The 23897-nt window shown below is 42.4% G+C and carries 22 protein-coding genes and 4 tRNA genes; 9 read left to right on the top strand and 17 right to left on the bottom strand.

Annotated features, from left to right (window positions below):
* Window positions 1-54: 54 nt before the first annotated feature.
* The 6 genes from pyrD (at window position 55) to J7384_RS13530 (ending at window position 6069) form a co-directional block, all read left to right on the top strand.
* The gene (pyrD, locus tag J7384_RS13555) at window positions 55-1062 is read left to right on the top strand and encodes a quinone-dependent dihydroorotate dehydrogenase (protein WP_209114922.1); all 1008 of its coding nucleotides are present in this window, start codon (window positions 55-57) and stop codon (window positions 1060-1062) included.
* Between the two features lie 62 nt (window positions 1063-1124).
* Window positions 1125-2918 (top strand): ABC transporter ATP-binding protein/permease, encoded by a 1794-nt coding sequence (locus J7384_RS13550; protein ID WP_209114920.1) that lies wholly within the window; start codon window positions 1125-1127, stop codon window positions 2916-2918.
* A 25-nt stretch (window positions 2919-2943) separates the two neighbouring features.
* On the top strand, window positions 2944-3600 hold the full coding sequence (locus J7384_RS13545) for a DUF1415 domain-containing protein (protein WP_209114918.1): 657 nt from the start codon (window positions 2944-2946) through the stop codon (window positions 3598-3600).
* Between the two features lie 86 nt (window positions 3601-3686).
* Window positions 3687-4337: a LysE family translocator gene (locus J7384_RS13540; RefSeq protein ID WP_209114916.1), complete on the top strand. Its 651-nt coding sequence runs from the start codon at window positions 3687-3689 to the stop codon at window positions 4335-4337.
* Window positions 4338-4379: 42 nt separating this feature from the next.
* Complete coding sequence (locus J7384_RS13535; RefSeq protein ID WP_209114914.1) at window positions 4380-5180, top strand: hypothetical protein; 801 nt, start codon at window positions 4380-4382, stop codon at window positions 5178-5180.
* A gap of 67 nt (window positions 5181-5247) precedes the next feature.
* Window positions 5248-6069, top strand: a complete 822-nt coding sequence (locus tag J7384_RS13530; RefSeq protein ID WP_209114912.1) for a glucosaminidase domain-containing protein — start codon at window positions 5248-5250, stop codon at window positions 6067-6069.
* 80 nt (window positions 6070-6149) lie between these two features.
* On the opposite strand, the gene ttcA is transcribed toward J7384_RS13530, so the two are convergent.
* The 11 genes from ttcA to ccoN all read right to left on the bottom strand — a co-directional run bounded on the left by ttcA (window position 6150) and on the right by ccoN (window position 16605).
* Complete coding sequence (gene ttcA / locus J7384_RS13525) at window positions 6150-7127, bottom strand: tRNA 2-thiocytidine(32) synthetase TtcA (protein ID WP_209114910.1); 978 nt, start codon at window positions 7125-7127, stop codon at window positions 6150-6152.
* Window positions 7128-7338: 211 nt separating this feature from the next.
* Window positions 7339-8265 (bottom strand): universal stress protein UspE, encoded by a 927-nt coding sequence (gene uspE / locus J7384_RS13520; protein ID WP_209114908.1) that lies wholly within the window; start codon window positions 8263-8265, stop codon window positions 7339-7341.
* 282 nt (window positions 8266-8547) lie between these two features.
* A complete protein-coding gene (gene fnr, locus J7384_RS13515; RefSeq protein ID WP_209114906.1) occupies window positions 8548-9273 on the bottom strand; it encodes a fumarate/nitrate reduction transcriptional regulator Fnr in 726 nt (241 codons plus the stop codon).
* Window positions 9274-9309: 36 nt separating this feature from the next.
* Entirely contained in the window at window positions 9310-9984 is a 675-nt protein-coding gene (locus tag J7384_RS13510; protein ID WP_209114904.1) for a sulfite exporter TauE/SafE family protein, read from the bottom strand.
* A 33-nt stretch (window positions 9985-10017) separates the two neighbouring features.
* Window positions 10018-10254, bottom strand: coding sequence for a cbb3-type cytochrome oxidase assembly protein CcoS (gene ccoS / locus J7384_RS13505; RefSeq protein ID WP_209114902.1), 237 nt, complete (start codon window positions 10252-10254; stop codon window positions 10018-10020).
* Window positions 10254-12641, bottom strand: coding sequence for a heavy metal translocating P-type ATPase (locus J7384_RS13500; protein WP_209114900.1), 2388 nt, complete (start codon window positions 12639-12641; stop codon window positions 10254-10256). Before J7384_RS13500 ends, ccoS begins: the two co-directional genes overlap by 1 nt.
* A gap of 32 nt (window positions 12642-12673) precedes the next feature.
* A complete protein-coding gene (locus tag J7384_RS13495) occupies window positions 12674-13168 on the bottom strand; it encodes a FixH family protein (protein ID WP_209114899.1) in 495 nt (164 codons plus the stop codon).
* 187 nt (window positions 13169-13355) lie between these two features.
* Window positions 13356-14327 (bottom strand): cytochrome-c oxidase, cbb3-type subunit III, encoded by a 972-nt coding sequence (gene ccoP / locus J7384_RS13490; RefSeq protein WP_209114897.1) that lies wholly within the window; start codon window positions 14325-14327, stop codon window positions 13356-13358.
* Window positions 14320-14520, bottom strand: coding sequence for a CcoQ/FixQ family Cbb3-type cytochrome c oxidase assembly chaperone (locus J7384_RS13485; protein WP_209114895.1), 201 nt, complete (start codon window positions 14518-14520; stop codon window positions 14320-14322). The genes ccoP and J7384_RS13485 overlap by 8 nt, the downstream gene beginning before the upstream one ends.
* A 5-nt stretch (window positions 14521-14525) precedes the next feature.
* Complete coding sequence (ccoO, locus tag J7384_RS13480; RefSeq protein ID WP_209114893.1) at window positions 14526-15170, bottom strand: cytochrome-c oxidase, cbb3-type subunit II; 645 nt, start codon at window positions 15168-15170, stop codon at window positions 14526-14528.
* A gap of 10 nt (window positions 15171-15180) precedes the next feature.
* A complete protein-coding gene (gene ccoN, locus J7384_RS13475) occupies window positions 15181-16605 on the bottom strand; it encodes a cytochrome-c oxidase, cbb3-type subunit I (RefSeq protein WP_209114891.1) in 1425 nt (474 codons plus the stop codon).
* Window positions 16606-16871: 266 nt separating this feature from the next.
* Here ccoN and J7384_RS13470 point away from each other — a divergent pair, with 266 nt between their 5' ends.
* Entirely contained in the window at window positions 16872-17354 is a 483-nt protein-coding gene (locus J7384_RS13470; protein ID WP_209114889.1) for a hypothetical protein, read from the top strand.
* 21 nt (window positions 17355-17375) lie between these two features.
* On the opposite strand, the gene J7384_RS13465 is transcribed toward J7384_RS13470, so the two are convergent.
* From J7384_RS13465 to J7384_RS13440, 6 genes are all read right to left on the bottom strand, one after another.
* A complete protein-coding gene (locus J7384_RS13465; protein WP_209114887.1) occupies window positions 17376-17999 on the bottom strand; it encodes a LysE family translocator in 624 nt (207 codons plus the stop codon).
* Between the two features lie 85 nt (window positions 18000-18084).
* On the bottom strand, window positions 18085-19239 hold the full coding sequence (locus J7384_RS13460) for an energy transducer TonB (RefSeq protein WP_209114885.1): 1155 nt from the start codon (window positions 19237-19239) through the stop codon (window positions 18085-18087).
* A gap of 130 nt (window positions 19240-19369) precedes the next feature.
* A tRNA-Asn gene (locus J7384_RS13455) sits at window positions 19370-19446 on the bottom strand.
* A gap of 126 nt (window positions 19447-19572) precedes the next feature.
* A tRNA-Asn gene (locus tag J7384_RS13450) sits at window positions 19573-19649 on the bottom strand.
* A gap of 75 nt (window positions 19650-19724) precedes the next feature.
* Window positions 19725-19801: transfer RNA gene (locus J7384_RS13445), tRNA-Asn, on the bottom strand.
* A gap of 125 nt (window positions 19802-19926) precedes the next feature.
* A tRNA-Asn gene (locus J7384_RS13440) sits at window positions 19927-20003 on the bottom strand.
* Window positions 20004-20525: 522 nt separating this feature from the next.
* Here J7384_RS13440 and J7384_RS13435 point away from each other — a divergent pair.
* Window positions 20526-21896, top strand: coding sequence for an MATE family efflux transporter (locus tag J7384_RS13435; RefSeq protein WP_209114884.1), 1371 nt, complete (start codon window positions 20526-20528; stop codon window positions 21894-21896).
* A gap of 8 nt (window positions 21897-21904) precedes the next feature.
* Window positions 21905-23896: an excinuclease ABC subunit UvrB gene (gene uvrB / locus J7384_RS13430; protein WP_209114978.1), complete on the top strand. Its 1992-nt coding sequence runs from the start codon at window positions 21905-21907 to the stop codon at window positions 23894-23896.
* The last annotated feature ends 1 nt before the right edge of the window (window position 23897 follow it).

Genomic DNA, 23897 nt, shown 5'->3' with positions numbered 1-23897 from the left:
AAAGCAGAACCAATCGTTTTTAAGACATTAACAGAATTTACTAGGGGCAAGGTCTTGTACTCATTAATACGCAAAGCACTTTTTTCATTAGATGCCGAGGTCGCTCATGATCTCACGATTAAGTCATTAAAAAACTTGGGTGCTGGACCACTTAAACTATTTTTCCCCAATAAACCTGCCGACAAACCTGTTGATGTTATGGGTATTCACTTTCCAAACCCGGTAGGCTTAGCTGCCGGTTTAGATAAAAACGGCGAGTGTATTAATGCATTTGGTGCCTTGGGTTTTGGTTTTGTTGAAATTGGCACAATCACGCCAAGGCCTCAACCGGGTAATGACAAACCTCGAATTTTCCGCTTACCTGCCGCCAACGCTGTTATTAATCGCATGGGCTTTAATAACAAGGGTGTTGATTACTTAGTGCAGCAAGTGCGTAAGGCTAACTTTAAAGGTGTGCTTGGTATCAATATTGGCAAAAATAAAGATACCCCTGAAGAAAACGCCAAAGACGACTACTTACACTGTATGCGCAAGGTTTATAACTTTGCTAGCTACATTACCATTAACATTTCATCGCCAAACACGCCAGGCCTGCGCTCACTGCAATACGGCGAAGCGCTAAACGAGTTGTTATCTGCACTAAAAACAGAACAAAAGAGTTTGGCAGAGCAATACGACAAGTATGTGCCACTAGCGGTAAAAATTGCCCCTGATTTGACTCAAGAAGAAATTGAAGGAATCGCTCAGTGCCTGCTTGATAACAATATTGACGGTGTTATTGCCACCAATACAACCTTAGCCCGCGATAAAGTTGAGCACCTAGAGTTTGGCAATGAGCAGGGTGGTTTAAGTGGTGCGCCAGTGACTGACCAAAGCACTAAAGTGATCGGTTTGTTGTCGCAAGCACTGGATAAGAAAATTCCCATTATCGGTGTTGGTGGCATTATGTCGGCGCAAGATGCACAAGAAAAACTCGATGCTGGTGCTTCGTTAGTGCAAATTTATACTGGTTTTATCTATCAAGGCCCAGAATTGGTTAACGACATTGTTGATTCACTGTAAAAACAGCAACATTGATATTGTTACAGCTAATCGTTCAAATTCAATGAGACGATAGGCTGAGTATGCGTCGTAGTAATTACCCTGAACGCCCCGTCGATAGTATTAATTGGCGGGTTGTTAAACTCATCATTCCCTACCTACTCGAATTTAAACTGCGCATTAGTATTGCGATTGCCTGTTTAGTGTTAACTAAAGTGGCGAGCGTTTACATGCCGTTTATTCTCAAAGATTTGGTTGATACCCTCGACGCCAACCAAAACACTACCAATGCCGATAGCTGGTTAATTGCGCCACTTGGTCTAGTTGCAGCGTATGGCTTAGTGAGGTTTTGCAGCGTTATTTTTGCTGAAATACGCGACACGTTGTTTGGCCGGGTAACCGAGCGCGCGATTCGGCGTATTGGTTTAAACGTATTTCGCCATTTACACGATTTAGACTTAGCGTTTCACCTTGATAGGCAAACGGGTGGATTATCTCGAGATATTGATCGCGGTAACGCTGGCATTAGTTTTCTAATGCGTTTTATGGTTTTTAATATTTTGCCGACCTTGCTTGAAATTACCATGGTTGTTGGTATTTTGTTGTTTAACTACGGACCTTGGTTCGCTTTGATAACTTTGTTGTCTATTGTCACTTATATTGGTTACTCAGTAGTGGCGACTGAATGGCGCACTGGCTATATTCGCGAGGCCAATAAAGCAGACTCTTCCAGTAATACCCGCGCTATCGATAGTTTAATCAACTACGAAACCGTCAAGTACTTTACTAATGAAGAGTACGAAGCCAATGCCTATGATCAACAATTAGCGCATTGGGAACGGGCCAAAATTAAGAACCGTTTATCGCTTTTCGCCCTCAACGGTGGTCAAGCCTTAATTATCTCGGTGGCAATGACCACTATGCTTGGCTTGGCGGCTTTACAAGTGACTGCTGGAGTGCTAACACTCGGTGATTTCGTCTTGATTAACGCGTTTATGATGCAGTTGTTCTTACCACTTAACTTCCTCGGCTTTGTCTATCGAGAGATTAAAGGCTCATTGGCAAACATCGAACATATGTTTGGTTTATTATTGAAAACGCCCAAAGTGACCGATGTTGAAGGTGCTAAATCGCTGGACATTAAAGAGGGTCGTGTTAGTTTTGACAAAGTTTCGTTTAACTATCAAGCGCAGAGACCGATTATCAAAAAGTTGTCTTTTGAGCTGGCCGCAGGTAAGAAATTAGCAATTGTTGGTGCTAGTGGTTCAGGAAAATCAACCTTGGTTAAGTTGTTGTTCCGCTTCTACGACGTTAGTTCTGGCGCAATTGAGATAGATGGTCAAAACATCAGTCAAATTACCCAGCACTCACTGAGAAGTGCTATCGGTATTGTCCCGCAAGACACTGTGCTGTTTAACGATAGCCTTTATGAAAATATTCGCTATGGCAATCCTAACGCCAGCGAGCAAGATGTTAACCACGCGATAGAGTTAGCTCATTTATCAGAGTTTATTGCCGGCTTGCCCGATGGTGTTAACACGCAAGTCGGTGAGCGCGGCTTAAAGCTTTCCGGCGGTGAAAAACAGCGGGTTGCGATTGCGCGCACCTTGTTAAAGCGCCCGGCAATATTGGTCTTTGACGAGGCGACGTCGTCACTAGATAGCCATAGTGAACAAGCTATTTTGTCGGCAATTAACGAAATTAGTGCAGAGCGAACATCCATTGTTATCGCTCATCGTTTATCAACAATTGTCGATGCCGACACCATTTTAGTGATGTCTGAAGGTGAAATTATCGAGCAGGGCAGCCACAGCGATTTGATTTTAGCAGATGGCCACTATGCTAAAATGTGGCAGTTGCAACAAAATCAAGCCTAAACATAACTGGTGTATTTCTTATCAAATGAATGTATCTAATCCTTCTTTACCAAACTCTTTAGCACAGTCTCACAAGGACAATAACGTTAACGCCGTTGCCGATACCACTGCTATTTTGCAAACCAAAGCTTGGCTTGAGCAAATCGTGATTGGCTTGAACTTCTGTCCATTTGCCAAAAAAGAATTCGTTAATAATACAATTCACTATGTCGATAGCCAGCAAATCAAAATAACCAGTGCTATTGATGAACTTGCCAGCCAGTTTGAACACCTTGCCAACAATCCTCAATTGGAAACTAGCTTGGTCATTTACAGCCAGGGCTTTACTGATTTTGAACACTATTTGGAACTGCTTGATTACAGTCAGGACTTACTCGAAGATATGGGCTTTGAAGGTGAGTTTCAGCTCGCAAGTTTTCACCCTGATTACTGTTTTGCCGATCAAAGCGTTGATGATGTCACTAATTTTACCAATAAGTCACCTTGGCCGACTCTACACATTATTCGCGAACAGAGTATGAGTAAGGTGCTAGCAACCTACAAGCAACCGGAGCAAATTCCGCTCAATAATATGTCGTTAGCTCGCGACAAAGGTTATCAGTTCTTTGCTCATTGCTTGGCCTCGATTAAGCAGAAAACTGCGAACGGCAGCAGTGATGGGCAAAGTAGAGACCAAAAGTAGCGAGCAAAAGTAGTAAACGAACTTTATGACCACATGGATAATATCAAAGACTCATATAGCTCAAACAAGCAGACAGGAAGCGCCAAATGGCCTATTTAGATGAATTTTTATTGATTGCCGCTGTTCACTTTCTTGCCGTGGCAAGCCCTGGGCCAGATTTTGCCGTGATTGTCCGCAATAGTGTTTGTTACGGCCGTAAAACCGCCCTGTATACAAGCGTTGGCATTGGCACTGGTATTTTGTTACACGTGACTTATTCCTTAGTTGGCATTGGCTTGTTGATTGCCAGCAAACCAAGTTTACTGTTGGCGTTAAAATGGGTAGCTGCTGGTTATTTTGCTTATATCGCTTATTTTGGTTTGACCGCTAAAGCGCCAGCACCAGAACAAATAGATAACGAAAACTTTAATGCTGAACAAAAACCACCATCAGCGCGTAAAGCCTTTATTAATGGCTTTTTAGTCAATGGTTTAAACATTAAAGCAACGCTGTTCTTCGTCAGTTTATTTGCCATGGTGATTAGCCCAGACACACCTTTAATGGTAAAGTCCGCCTACGGTTTGTATATGGCAATTGCAACCACGATTTGGTTTGCTAGCTTGTCTTATATGCTTAGTCACCAGCGTATTAGGCAAAACTTGCAGCGCAAAGGCTACTGGTTAGATCGCGTGATGGGTGCTGTATTGCTTATTTTAGCCCTTGAAATTGTTTGGTCGACGTTGTCGAATGCCGGATAACGCACACTCTTAAACTCTCCAATGAAAAATAAAAGGTCATTTGTGGAAAAAGATTCATTAGTGAATATTGGCGGCAACGTTGAAAATGCGTTGGCAGGAAATTACAAAATTGATGTCCAAGCAGTTTTGCGTGAGGCATGGCTGCACACGCAACAAAGCCGCAAGCCGATAAATTTAGGTATTGCGTTTTGCTTTTTTCTCACTGGTTTTATTATGTATGCTGGTGCGAGTTATTTAGGAATTAATTTGGTTAGTAGTGCAGAGCAAGATTTAGCACCGCTTAGTTTAATTAATTTAGTGGCAACCGTTTTAGTGGCACCATTTATCGCCGGTGTTGAAATGATGGGCATTTTAAAAGTTATTGGTGTTCAAACTGAACCGAGGTTAGTTTTTGCCTTTTTGCGCCGCAGTAGTTGGGTTGCGCTAGTAACGCTGATTTCGTCCTTGTTAATTAGCTTGGGGCAAATATTGATTTTGCCGGCAATTTTCTTCTTTGTCTCGTTATCCTTAGTGGTACCACTAGTCATCGAAAAACGCGTATCACCTATGCAGGCAATCGTATTATCAATTAAGGCGCTTAGGTTTCAATGGTTTAAAATTTTTGCTTTGTACTTGGTATTATCTATTACCTTGTTACTGCTGTCATTGCCGACAATCGTATTAACCAATGCCGGCTTAGGTATTGTTGGTTTGGCGGTTTTTGCTTTGGGGTTAAGTTACCTAATTCCAATGTATTACTATGTTAAGGGGATTCTTTATCGCGAGATTTTCGGTATGAAAATTCAGCAAGTGAATGCCGATGCACTTAACTCTCATGGACGCGATGATATTTTTTCGGCATAGTAATAATTGGAATAACGTTGAGTTCAGCTGTTTTTGGGTGTAGTAAAAACTAATTAAAGGAAAGTAAATGCGCAATATCAGTGTGTTGGTTAAATTGATATTAGCTTTGATAGCAATCGTGGCTATTATTGCGCCTTTTACTTTTTTAAAACCAGTTTATACACCCGTTAAACCGCCTGAACCCAAAGTCGTCGAAGTTGTTAAACCGAAACCCGTTGAGCAGCCGTTACACAGTGTCCAACTTCCTGATTTTGGCTCAATCCCTGATGTAAAAGAGAAGAAACGCCAGTTTTTTGCATTTATTCGCCCATCGATTGAAGACGAAAATGCTCGGTTGCGAGGCTTGAGAGCAAAGCTGTTAGAGATTCAAGCTCAGATAATGCTAGAAGAGGAATTGTCTGATCAAGACTTATTGTGGCTTGGTGATTTGGCCAAGCAATATCGTTTAGCAAAGAATCTGACACCATTTCAGCAAATGGACCAATTAGTGGCGAGAGTTGATGAGATTCCAACCGCGTTAGTCTTGGTGCAAGCGGCTAATGAATCTGCTTGGGGAACATCGCGTTTTGCCCGAATTGGTCTCAATTTCTTTGGTATTTGGTGCTACCGAAAGGGCTGTGGCATGGTACCAAGAGCGCGTAATAGCGGCGCAAACCACGAGGTTGAAGCGTTCAAGTCAGTTGATGCCGCGGTTAAGCGCTACTTACACAATATCAATACCAATAATGCCTATATTTTATTTCGCTCAATTCGCCGTCAGCTGCGTGAGCAAGATCAAGCTTTATTGCCTGAAATATTAGCCACGGGTTTAGTGCCTTATTCAGAACGTGGCGCCGACTATGTCTTAGAACTCACCGATATGCTAAGACACAATCGCGCGTACTTTTGATTCAAAGTAAGTAATGCAAAGTGAGCCATTTAAAGTAATTAGCTCAAACCAACTCGTTTTGATTAAGTGGCTAAACTCAATTAGCTCAAATCAATGATTTGAACGGGGTTTGCGCCACGGTCAAACTTCGCTTTTTGAGTGTTAGCGCTATCTGAACTTGTTACGCTTTCTTGGTCGAAAGCAATGTCACCACCGTTAACAACGCCAGTGGTTAAATCAACATTTTTAAAGTCGAAAAGCTCGCTGTCGCACAAGTGCGAAGGCACCACGTTGCGAATGGCGGTAAACATAGACTCTATTCGGCCAGGAAACAGCTCTTGCCATTGATTTAGCATTTGTTTGATGTTTTGGCGCTGTAAATTAGGCTGTGAGCCACACAGGTTACAGGGAATAATCGGGAACTGTTTTAGTTTAGCGTAAAGCGCTAAATCAGACTCTTTACAAAACGCTAATGGGCGAATCACGACGTGTTCGCCATTATCAGAAACTAATTTAGCAGGCATGGCTTTCATCTTGCCGCCGTAAAACATGTTTAGCATTAGTGTTTCGATTATGTCATCACGGTGATGTCCCAAAGCGACTTTTGTTGCTCCTAGCTCTTTTGCCGCTTTGTAAAGTACAGCGCGTCGCAGACGCGAACACAGGCTACAAGTGGTTTTACCTTCAGGAATCTTGTCTTTAACAATGGAATAGGTGTCTTCTTCGACAATGTGGTAATCAACGCCCAAACTGTCGAGGTAGTTTGGCAATACGTGTTCAGGAAACCCCGGCTGTTTTTGGTCGAGATTAACCGCAACAATACTAAAATTAATTGGTGCTAGTTGCTTTAAAATCATCAAAATCGACAGCAGCGCATAGCTGTCTTTACCACCTGATAGACAGACCATGATTTTGTCGCCATCTTGAATCATATTGTATTCGGCGATAGCTTGTCCGACATTTCTACGCAGCTTTTTTTCAAGCTTGATCAACTGAGTTTTCTCAGTGGCACTTAACTCGTTAAGGTCAGTGGCGACAGGTGTTTCGGTTGATAAATTTGATGGTGAAAGTTCAGACATAATAAATTCCTAGCGATAATCGCGCGTATTATACTGAATCCATCAAGAGATGCGAGTATGTCTTGTTACTGGCGAGATTGATAGAATAAAAAACGCGAATAACGCTTAGTTGGGGAGCGTTATTCGCGTTAGAAGTGCAAGTGCTTTGTCGATTTATAAAATGTCGCTTTAGTACTAGCAAAAAACGAGTATAAGCACAGTGGGTAAAAATCTACGACAATGGACTGACAAATTCATCGGGTTTTAGTGCTAAAACATCGCAATTTAAGCGGTCAATCACATGTTCAGCGGTGTTACCAATTAACGCAGCCGACAAACCTGTGCGACCAACGGTCCCTAAAATGACGAGCTCGGCATCGAGTTTGTGGGATAGGGTATCGATAACATCTTCAGGTAAACCTTCTTCAATGTGCAAGGCTTCTGATGCTATACCAAATGTTGATGCGTGCTTAGTAATGGCATCAACGTGGTGTTGGCGCATATTATCATTGTATTCACTTGCGTTAAATTCGGGAATTTCAATCGCGATATTCACTGGCGTGCCCGGGTAAGAATTCACCAAGTGAACATTGGCGTCGATTAGATTAGCTAAGTTAAGCGCTTCTTCGGTGATCTTGTGGTTAAGTGACGCGTGCTCTTCGTCTTCACTACCGACATTGATTGCCGCTAAAATATTGCCGTCTTTAGGCCAACTGTGGTCTTTAACTAATAACACTGGCAAAGGGCATTTACGCAAAATATGCCAATCAGTTGGGGTAAAAATGACTGATTTGAGTTTGTCGTGCTCATGAGTGCCCTTGATCACTAAATCACAACCCTCGGCGAGCGCTTGTTCTATGATCGATTCAAAAGGACGATTGTGCCAAACGACTTTTACAGTAATATTGAGGTGTTCAACGCCAAGTTTAGCAATGATGTCGTTAATCCACTGTTCTTGGCTTTTTATTACCGATTGACGCATGGCCTCGCGCTCGTCACTCGATAACATCGTGGTCATTTCGTAGGAAAAGTCGAAAATAGTAAGGAAAGCGGTAATCTTGGCATTGGTTTTTGCTGCAAGATCAATGGCTCTTTTTAGCGCTTTTTGATCCTCAGTTTTTGGATCGATCACTACGAGTAAATTCTGATACTTTTCCATGTTTACCTCACGTTAGTACTTAGTTTTATAAACTTATCATGCCCGATAGATGAGACATTTTATTTGTTTTAAATCAAGTTCTTGTTATTAAGCATAGTGGAAGCAATTGAGCTTGCCAAGTGCGGGGTAAACGAAAAAGGACAATCGCGAGAAAGGTTGATTAGCGCTTGTTATGGGTTAAATTAATGCCCAGCTTTAAAGGCGATAAATAGTGAGATAGCGTGTAATGATTATTCGTGTGATGGTTATTCGTATCACCATCACACGATCGTTATGTGCAGATTATAACTCTGCGATTTGTTTCAGCTGGTTTAGGTCTAAGATTGAAATGGACTTGCCACTAACCTTTAGTAACGATTGTTTGTCGAAACGATTCAGTAAGCGGCTGATAGTTTCTACGGTTAGCCCTAGGTAATTGCCAATATCACTGCGAGTCATCGACAATCTAAAATCTGTACTTGATAAGCCACGCGCTTCATAGCGGTTACTTAACATCGTTAAGAAGGTTGCAAGCCGCTGTTCGGCATTTTTTCGATTGAGCAAGGTTAACATTTCTTGATCGGTGCGAATTTCGTCGCTCATTAAACGCAAAATTTGCTTTTTGAGCTTAGGCATTGAGTTAGAGAGAGAATCAAGCGTGTTATATGGGATTTCACAAACCATTGAGGTATCTAATGCCTGAGCAAAGCTCGGGTGTTTGCTGTCAGCAATAGCGTCAAAGCCCAACAAGTCGCCGGCTAGGTGGAAACCTGTGATTTGCTCTTCACCATTGGCATTAATGGTGTAAGTTTTAAAGGTACCTGTTCTTATAGCGTAAAGTGATTGCATGCTGTCGCCATCTTTAAACAAGCGATCACCTTTGTGTACTGGACGTTTCCTGTCAATAATATTGTCAAGTAGATCCAGTTCTTGATCGTTCAAAGAAAAGGGTAAGCATAGCTCACTAATACTACAGTTTTGGCAATGAATATATTGGCTGTTAGCACAGCTTGGCTTTGCTGACGACATAGGTAATACCAAAATTTAATAGTTAGGCGTATGGTATTAAAACAATAGTTGATATGCAATCACTAAGCTGTAAATACCGTAAATTATTAGTAACACAGCAGTTACTTGCCTAAACCAGAAATTTTTTAGGAGGCTCTTTAGCGATATTATACCTAACGACATTGTCAGTAGCGCTGGCAAAGTACCAAGACCGAAAAACAGCATAATTAGCGCGCCATTACGCGCGCTGCCGCTAGCGATTGACCAAGTTAGGGTTGAATATACTAAACCACATGGCAACCAGCCCCACAAAGCGCCTAAACCCAGGGCTTTACTGGTGCTGTTAACAGGAATGAGTTGTTTGTTTAACGGTGCGAGTTTTTGCCATAGGCCTTTGCCTAAACGTTCTACGTGGCTTAACCACATTAACCATTGGCCAATATACAGCCCCAAGAAAATTAAAAATATTGCGGCAACTAGGCGCAGGCCCGCGATTGGTAGGCCAATATTTTTAGCGGCAATTGACCCGGTAAAGCCAACAATTGCGCCCATTAGGGTATATGAACCGATGCGACCTAGGTTATATGCTAGTACTAAGCGCGCGCGCTGAGTCGATTTTTGCTGCTGGCCTAGTGCCGAGGTTAGCATACCCGTAACCCCACCACACATGCCAAGGCAGTGGCCGGCGCCGAGTAAACCTATCAGTAGGGCAGAGAAATAGTCTAAGCTCATGAAAAACGATATTCGCCGGTGTTAGTCTTGATATTACTGAGAGGATTTGTCGTCGCTGTCAGTCGCTATTTTGGTTTGCTCAACTGCCGAGTCATCTTGTTTATCCGTGCCATTCGGTTCTGACTCTGATTTTTTATCGTCAAATAAAATACTCATCCCTTCTTTTTCTAGGTCGTTAAACTGCTCGGTTTTAACCGCCCAGAAAAACGCATAGATACCGACGATGGTAAGGATGATAGCGACTGGAATTAAGACATAGATGATCGACATTACTTTAATAACCGCAGCGAGTTGGTAATAACTAAAATTGAACTGGCAGACATACCGATAACCGCCATGTAAGGCGTTATCATGCCAGCAACCGCCAGTGGTAATATAATAGCATTATAACCAAAGGCCCACAGGTAATTTTGCCAGATAATCTTTTGGGTCTTTTTCGCGACCTGTTGCAGCTTAGTTAAAGATGACAATTGATTGTTCAATAAAATCACGTCGGCACCAGTTTTAGCAACGTCAGTACCGCTGCCCATGGCTATAGCAATATGGGCGGCACTAAATACTGGCGTATCGTTAATGCCGTCGCCAATCATGGCGACTGTGTGTTGTCCTTGTTCGGCTTTGACAAACGTCATCTTATCTTCAGCAGTCAAACTCGCTTTGACATTGTTATCATCAATGCCAACAACATTGGCTACTTGCTGACAACCGTGACTGTTATCACCAGAGAGCATCAGTGGCTTAATTTGTTGCTGTTTTAAGTCGTCAATTACTTGCGTGGCATCGTCGCGAATGGTGTCTGCTAAATCAAAGCGGGCAACAAGTTGCTGGTCGACAATCAATACACATTGCGCCTGTTGATGCTCGGTTAAATCAGCACCTGTTAACAACCAGCTTGGTTTACCTATTTGCCAAGTTTTATCTGCTAATACACCGGTAACACCTGAACCAGCTGTGACTTCTGCCTGCTCAATACCAATGCTAAAGTCGCGATACTGGCTGAAAGCTTTTGCCAACGGATGTTCAGAATAAGCCTCAAGTGCCGCAGCAATGGCAAGCAACTGTTCTTCGCTGTAGTTATTGTCAAAAATTGATACCTTTTTAAGGGTAAATTGGCCCGCAGTTAGAGTCCCAGTTTTATCAAACGCAATGCAGTCGACTTTTGGCATGGTTTCAATCACGTGACCAGATTTGATCATAATGCCATTTTTATTGAGCTTAGTGGTACCACAGGTTAACGCTGTTGGCGTTGCCAACGATAAAGCACAAGGGCAGGTCGCAACTAATACCGATAAGGTTATCCAAAATGCTTCTGCAGGCAGGTGTTGGTGCCAATAAAGCGCGGTACCTATGGCAGTAAACAAAATGATTGCAACAAAGTACTGGGCAATTTTATCTGACAACTGAGCGATTTTAGGCTTGTACGCTTGAGATGATTCACTGAGGCGAATCAGTTGACTCAAAAAGCTCATTTGCGGACTTTTTTTCACTTCCACCGTGAGGTTGCCGTCGCCGTTAATAGTACCGGCAAAAACCGTATCACCTTGTGTTTTATTAACCGGCAACTGTTCACCTGAAAGCATAGCTTCATTGAGCTGACTTTTGCCCGATAAGATCACGCCATCTGCGGGCACAACTTCACCGGGTTTAATTAACACTGTGTCGGCAACGTTTAATTTGCGCGCGGCAATAAAGACTTCTTCGTTGTCCTCTAGCTTGGTTGCGGTCATCGGCATCATTTTAAGTAGGTTTGCCGACATTTGTGCCGCTCTCGAGCGAGCCCTAAATTCGAGAAATTTTCCTATTAAGAGCAAGAAAGTAAACATTGAAATCGATTCAAAGTAGACTTCACCTTGTTGACTAACGGTTGCCCAGGCACTGGCACTAAACGCCAGTAATATTGCAATGGAAACAGGGACATCCATCGACAGTCGCTTTGACTTTAAGGCGTTTATCGCACCGATGTAAAACGGGTAGGCGCCGTAAAAAATAATCGGAATAGACAAGAAAAAACTGGTCCAACGCAAATACACTTCAGTGTGCTCTGACATGCCAGAAAATGCGCCAAAATAAAGCCCAACCGCGATCATCATCACTTGCATCATCAAGATGCCAGAAATACCAAGTCGTTTAATAAAATTTTTACTTTGCGTTTGATTGAGCTGCTCTGCGGTACTTGCTTTAAACGGCAGGGCTTGGTAACCGATGTGTTCAATGGCAATGAGAATATCGCTGAGCTGAATGGTTTGCTCTTGCCAACGCACCGTTGCCCGCTGGCTAGTCGCATTGACGTTAATGTTAACGACGCCTTTGAGTTTGCTTATTTGCATCTCAATCAACCAAGCACAGGCGGCACAGCTAATGCCGTCAATGGTTAAGATGGTTTCTTTGTAATCATCACCACTGTAGGTGAATTCATCCTGCAAGTGATCGTCGTCGAGCAATTGATGACGTTTGAGCTGTTCAGGTACCAGTTCGGCACCTTTTTGCGCGGGTTCGGTGCGAAATTGATAATATTCGGTTAAGTTGTTATCAACAATGGTTTGGGCGACCGCTTGGCAACCAATGCAGCACATTGGTTGAACAACGTTGTTGATTGTGACCGTTAAATCAATTCCCTTTGGAACTACCTCGTCACAATGGAAGCAATTTTCAGACATCTAGTTATTACATCTATAGGGGCAGGCGAAACTTAAATAGCTTTGGTTGGATCTGGCAGAAAATCAACAAAGTCTGACTGTGGCAAGCTCAACGTGTTTTGCACTTTCCAGTGATTTTCAAACGGTGTAATAGTAATGCGCCACTTGCCGTTAACTGACTGTTCAACGTGATGTCTAAATAAACCGTTACCGTCGGCGGTTAAGGCTAAATAAAAGTCTTTATCAGCTTGAGTAGGGTGGTAGAAGTTGACATTTAATACCGGAAATTCTTTCTCTATGCCGGTTGGTTTAACCACTAGCTGGTTATTATCGAATTTGATGGCAAATTTAATCCCGAGCTTTTGCGCTTGTTTAACTTTTGACAGCTCTAAGTTAATCGCTTTACCTTTTTTGTAATAGTCGCCAACAACCAGTGCATCGGGTTCGTGGTTGGCGATAAATACGGTGGCAATGCCAGCGACAACGGCAGTGAATGGAAGAATAAATACTAACCAAGCCCAAGGCTCTTTATACCAAGCTGTTTTCATGGAAATGACAAAAATTGTAAAAGTAAATTTGGCAAGCATTATATCCTGTTTCTTAAATGCTCACCAATAAAAGCGCTAAATCTTTGTGCTAGCGCAAGTTTTATTTTTCGCACCGTTTTTATTATCGGCCAATAAAAAAGCCCCGTTATTACTAACAGGGCTTTTGCGATTAAACAGTGGTTATTTCTTATTTATCTTGCGATAAGCTGTAAACATACGCACTGACTAAGTGAATTTTCTCTTCACCTAAGATATCTAACCATGCTGGCATCACACCGGCGCGGCCGTTGCGGATTGATTCTTGAACAGCGCGCTCTGATGGACCATACAACCAGATATCATCAGTTAGGTTAGGTGCGCCAAGAGGAATACCCATTGCTAAACTGCCTTGACCTTGTGGGCCGTGACACGCCATACACATAGCAAATTGGGTTTGACCTTTAGCTGCATCACCTTCTTTAGCTTCGCGACCGCTTAAGCTTAGAACGTAAGCTGCTACGTCTTTCACGCCTTGCTCACCGCCTAGTGCTGTTGACCAAGCCATCATACCGTTGGCTTTGCGGCCGTATAGTAATGAATGTTTGATATCAGCAGGTGTGCCGCCGTATAACCAGTCTTTGTCAGTTAGGTTAGGGAAGCCTGTGGTACCACGAGCATCAGAACCGTGACACTGTGAACAGTTTTGTAAAAATAGGCGTTGACCTACTTTTAACGCTTCTTCATCAGTGGCTAGGTCTTCAATGCTGCGCTCTGCGTATGCTTGGAAAATAGGACCAAACTTCTCGTCAGCACGCGCTACTTCGCGGTCGTACTCAACAAGTAAGCCATTTTCTTTAGCGGCAGCAGTTGCTGCTTTTGACTCTTCTAAGCTAGTAATACCTTGGTTAGACGATTTCCAACCTAAAAGGCCTTGCCAGTTACCTAAACCTGGGTATAGCGCTAAGTATAAAAAGCCCCAGATAATGGTTAATAAGAAGAAGGTACTCCACCATTTTGGTAGTGGATTGTTTAACTCTTCGATACCGTCGAATTCGTGTCCCATTGACTCGCCTTCGCCAACACCTGCAAAGTTCTTTAAACACCAGCGCAGTAGCAAGAAGCAACCGACCAAGGTGCCTAGGGTAAGAACCGAAACCCATATACTCCAGAAACTAGACATTATTATTAGTCTCCTGTTTGTTAGTTACCTTGTGGTTTGGCGCGTTATCTTTGTTTTCATCTTCTTCAAAGATAGACGTTGCTGCTTCATCAAAAGACGACTTTTGTCTTTTGCTGTAGGCCCAAACCACAATGATGATAAAAAGTGCCAATATAAGTAGGGCAAAAAAGCCTCTAAGTGTACCGTAATCCATGGTCTTTACTTCAACGCGTGACCAAGCGATTGCAAGTAGGCAATAATGGCATCCATTTCGGTTTTACCTTTAACTGCGGTTTTAGCAGCTTTAATATCATCTTCAGAATATAAAGGAATAGGTTGACCATTCTCGTCTTTATGGCTGCGGTTACGGGTTAAGAAGTTGAACGTTTCCATCTTCTTTGCCGTAAGTTGACCATCAAGCTCAGCTTCTTGTAACCATTTGAACGATGGCATGTTTGACTCAGGCACTACAGAGCGTGGGTCAATTAAGTGAGCGCGATGCCAGTCATCACTGTAACGGCCGCCAACACGAGCTAGATCAGGACCTGTACGCTTAGAGCCCCATAGGAACGGATGTTCCCAAACGTGCTCACCAGCAACAGAGTAGTGACCGTAACGCTCAGTTTCTGCGCGGAATGGTCTGATCATTTGACTGTGACAAACGTTACAACCTTCGCGAATGTATACGTCGCGGCCTTCAAGCTCTAACGCTGTGTATGGACGCAAGTTATCTACCGGCTGAGTGGTTTCTTTTTGGAAGAATAGTGGGGTAATTTCCACTAAGCCACCAATACTGATTGCCATAATAGTAAAGATGAAGAACCAACCAACACTTTTTTCTAAAATTTCATGTTTATTTTGCATTGTGGCGCTCCTATGCTACTTCAACTTTCTTCAAGCTGTTGTTTTCAGCACTGATAGTTTTCAGCATGTTGTAAATCATTAAACCAAAGCCTGCTACTACTAATACACCACCTAAGAAACGCATGAAGTAGAATGGGTATGAAGCGGTTAAACTTTCAACGAAGCTGTAAGTTAAGGTACCGTCAGTGTTAACTGCACGCCACATTAAGCCTTGCATAACACCTGAAATCCACATAGCAACGATGTATAAAACAATACCGGCAGTGTGCATCCAGAAGTGAGTGTTGATTAAACGAATGCTGTACATGCGCTCTTGGTTAAACAATACAGGGATTAAGTGGTACATAGCACCAATTGATACCATAGCAACCCAACCTAAAGCACCTGAATGTACGTGACCAACAGTCCAGTCAGTGTAGTGAGACAATGCGTTAACCGATTTAATTGCCATCATCGGACCTTCAAAAGTAGACATACCGTAGAAAGACAATGAAACAATTAAAAAGCGTAAAATTGGGTCGTGGCGAAGTTTGTGCCAAGCGCCTGATAAGGTCATGATACCGTTGATCATACCACCCCAAGATGGCAAGAATAGAACAACTGACATTACCATACCAACTGATTGAGCCCAATCAGGTAAAGCGGTGTAGTGCAAGTGGTGAGGACCCGCCCAAATGTATAGAGAAACTAGTGCCCAGAAGTGAACGATTGATAAGCGGTAAGAATATACCGGGCGTTCAGCTTGTTTAGGAACAAAGTAATACATCATACCTAGGAAACCAGCAGTTAGTAGGAAACCTACCGCGTTATGGCCGTACCACCATTGCATCATCGCATCGATAGCACCTGAGTATAATGAGTAAGACTTCATCATAGAAACTGGGATCGCCATACTGTTACCAATGTGTAAAACGGCAACGGTAATAATGAAACCACCAAAGAACCAGTTTGCTACGTAAATATGCGATGTTGTTCTCTTAACGACCGTGCCAAAGAATACAATGGCGTATGAGACCCAAACAACGGCAATGGCAATATCAATTGGCCATTCCAATTCAGCATATTCTTTACTTGATGTAAAACCTAGCGGTAAGGTGATTACAGCGGCAACAATAATTGCTTGCCAGCCCCAGAAGGTAAAAGATGCTAACTTGCCGCCAAATAGCGCGGTTTTACACGTACGTTGAACAACGTAGTATGAAGTAGCAAATAAAGCACTAGTACCAAATGCGAAGATTACCGCATTGGTATGAAGTGGACGAAGACGGGAGTAGGTTAGCCAGGGGGTTTCAAAGTTTAAAGCTGGCCAAATTAATTGCGCAGCAATAAGAACACCGACTAGCGTACCGACGAATCCCCAGATGACAGTCATTACAGTGAACTGACGTACAACGGTCATATTGTAGTCAACTGCTGACGTATTACTTTGACTCATGTTTTGGTTTCCGCAGTTATAATTTTAATCGAAATTAATGGATTTTACAGTTTTTTACACTAAGCAAGATTGTAACATCTATTGCTAGATAAAACACAAACCTAATGCTAACTTTTAAACCCGAGCGCATGATAATGATTTAACTAGTCAAAGTCATTACAAGAACGAGTAAAACCTGTTCTAAATCAAAAAAAAAGTCAGAATCCACCAAGGCCTTGTAAAAATTGGGTAAAATTGATTTTTATCAATAAAAAGTTGTACGTTAAATGACCGTTAAAACACCTTTGTCAGTCGCTATACAGCTCGTGCTTTTGGCACTGTTATTTGCTTGTCAGCCAAAGCAAACTGAGCAAGTAAACTATCAAGCTCCGCAATGCATTGAAGGACAGAGTGAATGTCAGGTGGTATTGCCTATAGGCCATGCTGCGGTGAGCTTTAACCTCGCGCGAATCACCGCCGAAACCCCTTTTGATATTGTTGTTACAATTGAAAGTGCTGCTGACATCACAAAGGTTTCTGGTTACTTGGAAGGGGTCAATATGTATATGGGGAAAATTCCATTATTTAGCGATGAAATGATGAAAAGTGATGATGAAGATAGCCTAAATGTCGTCTTTAACACCCAATTAGGCAGCTGTTCAGCACCGCAAATGAGGTGGCAAGCATGGCTTATTGTCGAATATCTCGATGATTCAAATAAAGCCCAAGAAACCCGTTTTTCGATTGAGTTTCCCAGTTATCAATACTGATTATTTGGCGTTAGTTAAGTGCTAGTGAGTAGAACTTAGCAACAACCAACATGCAATTACCATCATCAGTAATGCGGAACCACGATATAACCAAATGACTTTATCGCCTCGCTTGAGTATTTTCGCCAAGGACTTACCACCTGTGGCATATAGCATCATGCAGATAAATTCAGAACTTAAAATAAGTGTAACTAAAATAATGAGTTGGGGCGTTAACGCCTGTTGATAATTAATAAAGGGCGGCAATAAAGAAACCATAAACGCCCAGCCTTTTGGATTGGCTAAAGCAGTGATTAACCCTTGGGTAAATAGCTGTTTTTTTGATTTGATATCAATGGTTTGCTCAGTTGAGTTGTGCTTGGCATTTCGCCACATATTGACGGCGATATAACCCAAGTACAGTGCACCGACGACTTTAAGAGCGGTAAATAGCGCCGGAAAGTTAAGCATAATTGCTGCGATACCTAAGACCGCAGCACTGGCAACAATACCAACGCCAAGCAACTCCCCCAGCATCATCCACAGCGTTTTGCGCACACCTATGGTCATACCCAGCGTCATTGCTAAGGTCATACACATACCAGGTGTAATGCTAATAAGTAGGATAGTGGGGATAAATAGGGCGATTAAGGTCAGGTCTAACATCTAGTTATTTAGTGCTGACTAGCAAGTTACTAGTCAGCTTGAGTGATTGAAATTGACAAGATTAAACAGGCGTTTTTGCCAATTTTCAACCACTAATTGATGAATGACCCACTTGTTCGTCTGTGGTTTTTTGGTTGCCGTGTTCAATCAATTTAAAGGTTGTATTGTTATCACCATAAACAAATAACTGACATTTTTGCCAAGACTTAGGAATTTTCCACGTACTTTGGTCATTAATTGTGTAGACATGGCGCTTGTTATTGCAGCGGATATCGAGTTTGTGAAGCTGGCCATTAATTTGATCAAATGAGAAATTGTTTCGCACAAGTCGATATTGCCAGAAATCTCTTGTCTCGATTGACGCGTCAGTAACTAAAACCTTGTTGCTTTCGATAAAATCAATAATTTTTTGACGTTGTTGTTGGTAGCGTATATGAATTTCGTCATCATGGTCTAACAATAATAGGTTGTCTGTTGATAGCAGCGCTTGATTGATTTTATTTTGTGTTAACTCAATTACAAGCTTTCTGCCCAGTATAGAACTGTATAATTTTTCACTCTTAGGATCTCTGATAACTGTTTTGTGTTCTGCGTCATTCAGTTTTCGTCGGTAATTATAAAAATCACTAAACTTCAATATGTTAGTTAAAGACTTGTATTCTAAATCTAGGTTGTTTGTCGCTCTAGCTAAGTCAAGTTTTATGTAGTTTAAGAAGCGGTGCTCAGCGTGAGTAACCAATGATCGTTCACCTAGTTCACTAAGAGCAGCTTTCACATCATCTAGTTTATTGTCTTCGAGATCTTTTTTGGCTTTTTGATAAAAGCGCATAAAACGTTTGCTGACATCATTATTTGTAGATAAACCCATTTTAAAGTCTATTTGTACAGAATTTTGGCATTGCTGAATCGCTTGGCCGTCTTCTGTTGCCGGAGTATAGCGCCACTTTCTAATTGCTTTTAGTGCTTCTCGTTCAAAGCCCTTGCCACCAGAAGATGCTTCTATGATGGCATTGCTGGTTTTGCCATCCGGTTCTATAACATAACTAACGACCACCCAGCCTTCATGACCATTTTTTGCTGAGCTCATCGGATATTTTGGTTCCACACGCTTAATAACATTTGCTTCAATGAATGTGGTTACGTGCTGAGCGGGTTTGATTTCACTTTTATCGGCTAATTGAGCTTGAGCCGCTAAAACTACTAGTACGCTAAGTGCGAATGAAGATAAAATCCTGAACATTAATCATTCCTTTGCTGCAGATGAATGTTAAATTTAACATTTATTTTACACAAAGAGTAGTTTGAGACGAGAAGAAAGAAGGTTAATTTTTTCTAAAACGAAAAAACCTGCAAATGCAGGCTTTTTAAAGTGGCTCCCCTGGTCTGATTTGAACAGACGACACATGGATTAACAGTCCACCGCTCTAACCAACTGAGCTACAGGGGAATAATTAGTTATTGTTTTACGCTGAAAGACAAGGATTAACAGTGCTTTCGACAACCCAATGCTCTAATAAACTGAGCTACAGGGTAATAATTTTTTGATAACCGCAATTGAGCCATTATCTGAAAGTGGCTCCCCTGGTCTGATTTGAACAGACGACACATGGATTAACAGTCCACCGCTCTAACCAACTGAGCTACAGGGGAATAATTTATTTTTAATCTAAAACTTAATAGTAATTTTAGATTTTTGATAACCGCAATTAAGCCATTATCTGAAAGTGGCTCCCCTGGTCTGATTTGAACAGACGACACATGGATTAACAGTCCACCGCTCTAACCAACTGAGCTACAGGGGAATAATTCATTTTGTTTTACGCTGAAAGACAAGGATTAACAGTGCTTTCGACAACCCAATGCTCTAATAAACTGAGCTACAGGGGAATGATTTTTTGATAACTGCGATTAAGCCATTATCTGAAAGTGGCTCCCCTGGTCTGATTTGAACAGACGACACATGGATTAACAGTCCACCGCTCTAACCAACTGAGCTACAGGGGAATAATTCTTTCTCGTTAATAACCGTGTTTAATATGCACTAGTTGTTAACGGAGGCGAATGTTAAAGGCCACTTGCTTAGCTGTCAACACAAAAAATTAAAAAAAACATCGTTTGCTTATTTTAGCGACATTTATTGCGCTTTAATCTGGCTATTCAACTTTAAGGTCAACAATTTAGCTACTATTCGTTCAATTGACTTAAGAACTTGCAACTATACACAAAAGCTGTGGATAACTATGTGAGTTAACAGGGTGTAAATGTTTCAACAATGGAAAACAGTGCGCCGCAAAGATTTTGTTAGTTTTTTGAACAAAATTGGTCGACCACTTTTGTTTATGCGTAATAACACTTAACGCAAAAACAACTCGGTTCATCGTTTGGAATAATATCGTGACAATTTTTAGCGTATGATTTGAGTTATATAAAGAAAGATAATATTTAGATAGCACCTCTTTTAGGTATCTTTTACAATAATTCACTTTGCCGCATGGCAGACATTATCCAAAGTTAATTGCAGTTTTCATGACAAAATCATCTTCAGGCCGTAACGTTGATTTATTAACCGATCCGGTAGCACCAACATTAAAGCGTATTACTATTCCAATGATCTACGGAATGGTGTTACTGATGACATTTAATTTAGTCGACACATTCTTTGTTGGTCTACTCGGCACTCAACCCTTGGCAGCGATTAGTTTTACCTTTCCAATTACTTTCACTGTTATTAGTCTGACCATAGGGCTTGGCATTGGCACCTCTGCAGTTGTCGCTCGAGCGGTTGGCACGGGTGATCACGAAAAAGCAAAAGCGTCGGGTACGGCTGCTTTTTATGTCACAGCGGTGGTCATTATTGTGTTGGCTAGCTTGGGCTACTTGTTTACTGAGCCGGTGTTTTATTTGCTTGGTGCCAGTCAAGAGCTGATGCCATTGATTAGACAATACATGGACATATGGTTTCTCGGCAGTATTGGCTTGATGGGGCCGATGATTGGTAACGCAATATTACGCGCGGCTGGCGATACCAAAACGCCAAGTATGGTCATGGGCAGCTCCGGCTTGGTTAACGCCGTTTTAGATCCCGTTTTTATTTTTGGTTTTGGGCCCATTCCAGCAATGGGCATTCAAGGCGCTGCCATTGCTACGTTAATTTCTTGGGTCTTTGGTTTTGGCTTAGTGTTATACATTTTGATCAAACGCGATTTAATCCACCGACAACTGTTATCTATCAAAGAAATTTTAAAATCGGGTTCGAGTATATTACACATCGGTTTACCTGCGGCTGGCGCGAATATGTTGACGCCAATTGCAGCTGCCGTTTTAACAGCAATTGTTGCTAAATATGGAGAGTCAGCAGTTGCTGCCTTTGGTGTTGGTTCAAGAATTGAATCGATAGCCTGTCTAATCGTGTTAACGTTATCAATGACGTTGCCTCCGTTTATCAGCCAAAATTTTGGTGCTGGCAAAATGGAGCGAGTCGAAGCAGGTTATAAAACATCTATTAAGTTTGTCATGATCTGGCAAGTCCTGGTCTACTTGTTACTTGTGGCGACAGCGCCTTGGATTGCTGATGCCTTTGCAAAAGAACAAGCCGTGGCAGATGTTATTCAACTCTTTATCTGGATTTTGCCGCTGGGCTACGGTTTACAAGGGATCATTATCCTGACTAATTCGTCGTTTAATGCCCTGCACAAACCTATGGTTGCCTTAGTGTTAAGTGTTATTCGTTTGTTTGTCTGTTATGTACCACTGGCTTACATTGGCAGTTTAATTTATGGCTTAGAAGGCTTCTTTGTCGGTGCCTTGCTGGGCAATTTAGTGATGGCGTGTTTGTCTTATTATTATTTTGATAAACAATTTAAAGCATCTTTGTCAGGAAATGAGGTAGTTTCGTAGTGAAAAACATGGAATTGGTGTCTGACTACACACCAAGCGGCGACCAACCGACAGCAATTGCGCAACTTCTCGAGGGTGTTGATGCTGGCTTAGCCCATCAAACTCTGCTTGGCGTAACTGGCTCAGGTAAAACCTTTACCATGGCGAATGTTATCGCAAAACTCAATCGACCAACGATGTTGTTGGCGCCCAATAAAACCCTTGCCGCTCAACTTTATGGCGAGATGAAAGAGTTTTTTCCAAATAATGCCGTTGAATACTTTGTTTCTTACTACGATTACTATCAACCAGAAGCTTACGTACCGACAACAGATACTTTTATCGAAAAAGACGCCTCGATAAACGATCACATTGAGCAAATGCGCTTGTCAGCAACAAAGGCGTTGCTTGAACGTCGCGATGTGGTGATTGTCGCCTCGGTATCGGCGATATACGGCTTAGGTGATCCCGATTCTTACTTAAAGATGATGTTGCACTTGCGCCAAGGCGACATTATTAATCAGCGCGATATTTTAAGGCGTTTAGCTGAGCTGCAATATACTCGCAACGACGCTGCGTTTCAGCGGGCAACTTATCGCGTTCGCGGCGATGTCATTGACATCTTCCCGGCTGAATCTGATCGTTTAGCACTGCGGGTTGAATTATTCGATGAAGAAATTGAACGAATCAATGAATTTGACCCATTAACCGGCCAGGTTGAGCGAACCTTGGCAAGAGTAACGGTTTACCCTAAAACTCACTATGCGACGCCACGCGATAGAGTATTATCGGCGGTAGAGAGCATTAAAATAGAGCTTAAAGATCGCGCTAAGCAGCTCAAAGATAACAATCAATTGATTGAAGAGCAGCGCATTGTCCAGCGCACTCAGTTCGATATTGAAATGATGACCGAGCTTGGCTATTGCTCTGGTATTGAAAATTACTCGCGCTATTTGTCTGGCCGAGCCGACGGCGAAGCGCCACCAACCTTGTTTGATTATTTACCCGACGACGGTTTATTGGTCATTGACGAGTCTCACGTTACGGTGCCGCAAATCGGTGCCATGTACAAAGGCGATCGCTCTCGTAAAGAAAACTTAGTGCAGTACGGTTTTCGTTTGCCATCGGCGCTAGATAATCGTCCGCTTAAATTTGACGAATTTGAAGCACTTGCACCACAAACTATTTACGTATCGGCTACGCCAAGTGACTATGAGCTTGAAAAGTCTTCAGGTGAAGTGGCGGAGCAGGTAGTTCGCCCAACCGGGTTGCTTGACCCTGTTATTGAAATTCGCCCGGTAGACACACAAGTCGATGATTTACTCTCTGAAATTAGACAACGTGTGGCGCAGGGGGATCGCGTATTGGCGACGACACTGACCAAGCGCATGGCGGAAGATTTAAGTGAATACTTAGACGAGCACGAAGTTAAAGCACGCTATTTACACTCTGATGTAGATACCGTTGAGCGCATGGAAATCATCCGCGATTTGCGCTTGGGTAAGTTTGATGTCTTGATTGGCATTAACTTATTGCGAGAAGGCTTAGATATGCCGGAAGTATCGCTAGTGGCGGTACTTGACGCCGATAAAGAAGGCTTTTTGCGCTCAGAGCGTTCGCTTATTCAAACCATGGGACGAGCGGCGCGTAACGTCAATGGTAAAGCGATTTTATACGCTGATCGCATCACCGGCTCAATGCGCAGAGCAATTGACGAAACTGAACGACGCCGAGCCAAACAAGAGCAACACAATTTAGCCAATGGTATTACGCCAAAAGGCGTTATTCGCAAGATTACCGATGTCATGGATGTCGGCGTTGATAGTGAGCAGTCTAATCAGCTGGCAAAAGTGGCAGAGCCAAAAGCTAATTATCAAAGCTTAACGGTTGAACAAATTGATGAGCAAGTGAAGCAGCTTGAAAACACTATGCTTGCGCACGCGCAGAATTTAGAGTTTGAACAAGCTGCTAAGTTAAGGGATGAAATCGCCGCACTGAGACAACAGCAGTTGTCGCGTTAAG

The sequence above is a fragment of the Endozoicomonas sp. G2_1 genome (assembly GCF_017744155.1).
GTDB lineage: Bacteria > Pseudomonadota > Gammaproteobacteria > Enterobacterales > Alteromonadaceae > JAGHQT01.
Note: the sequence above shows the minus strand (reverse complement) of the source record. Positions and strands in the feature narration are given on the sequence as shown.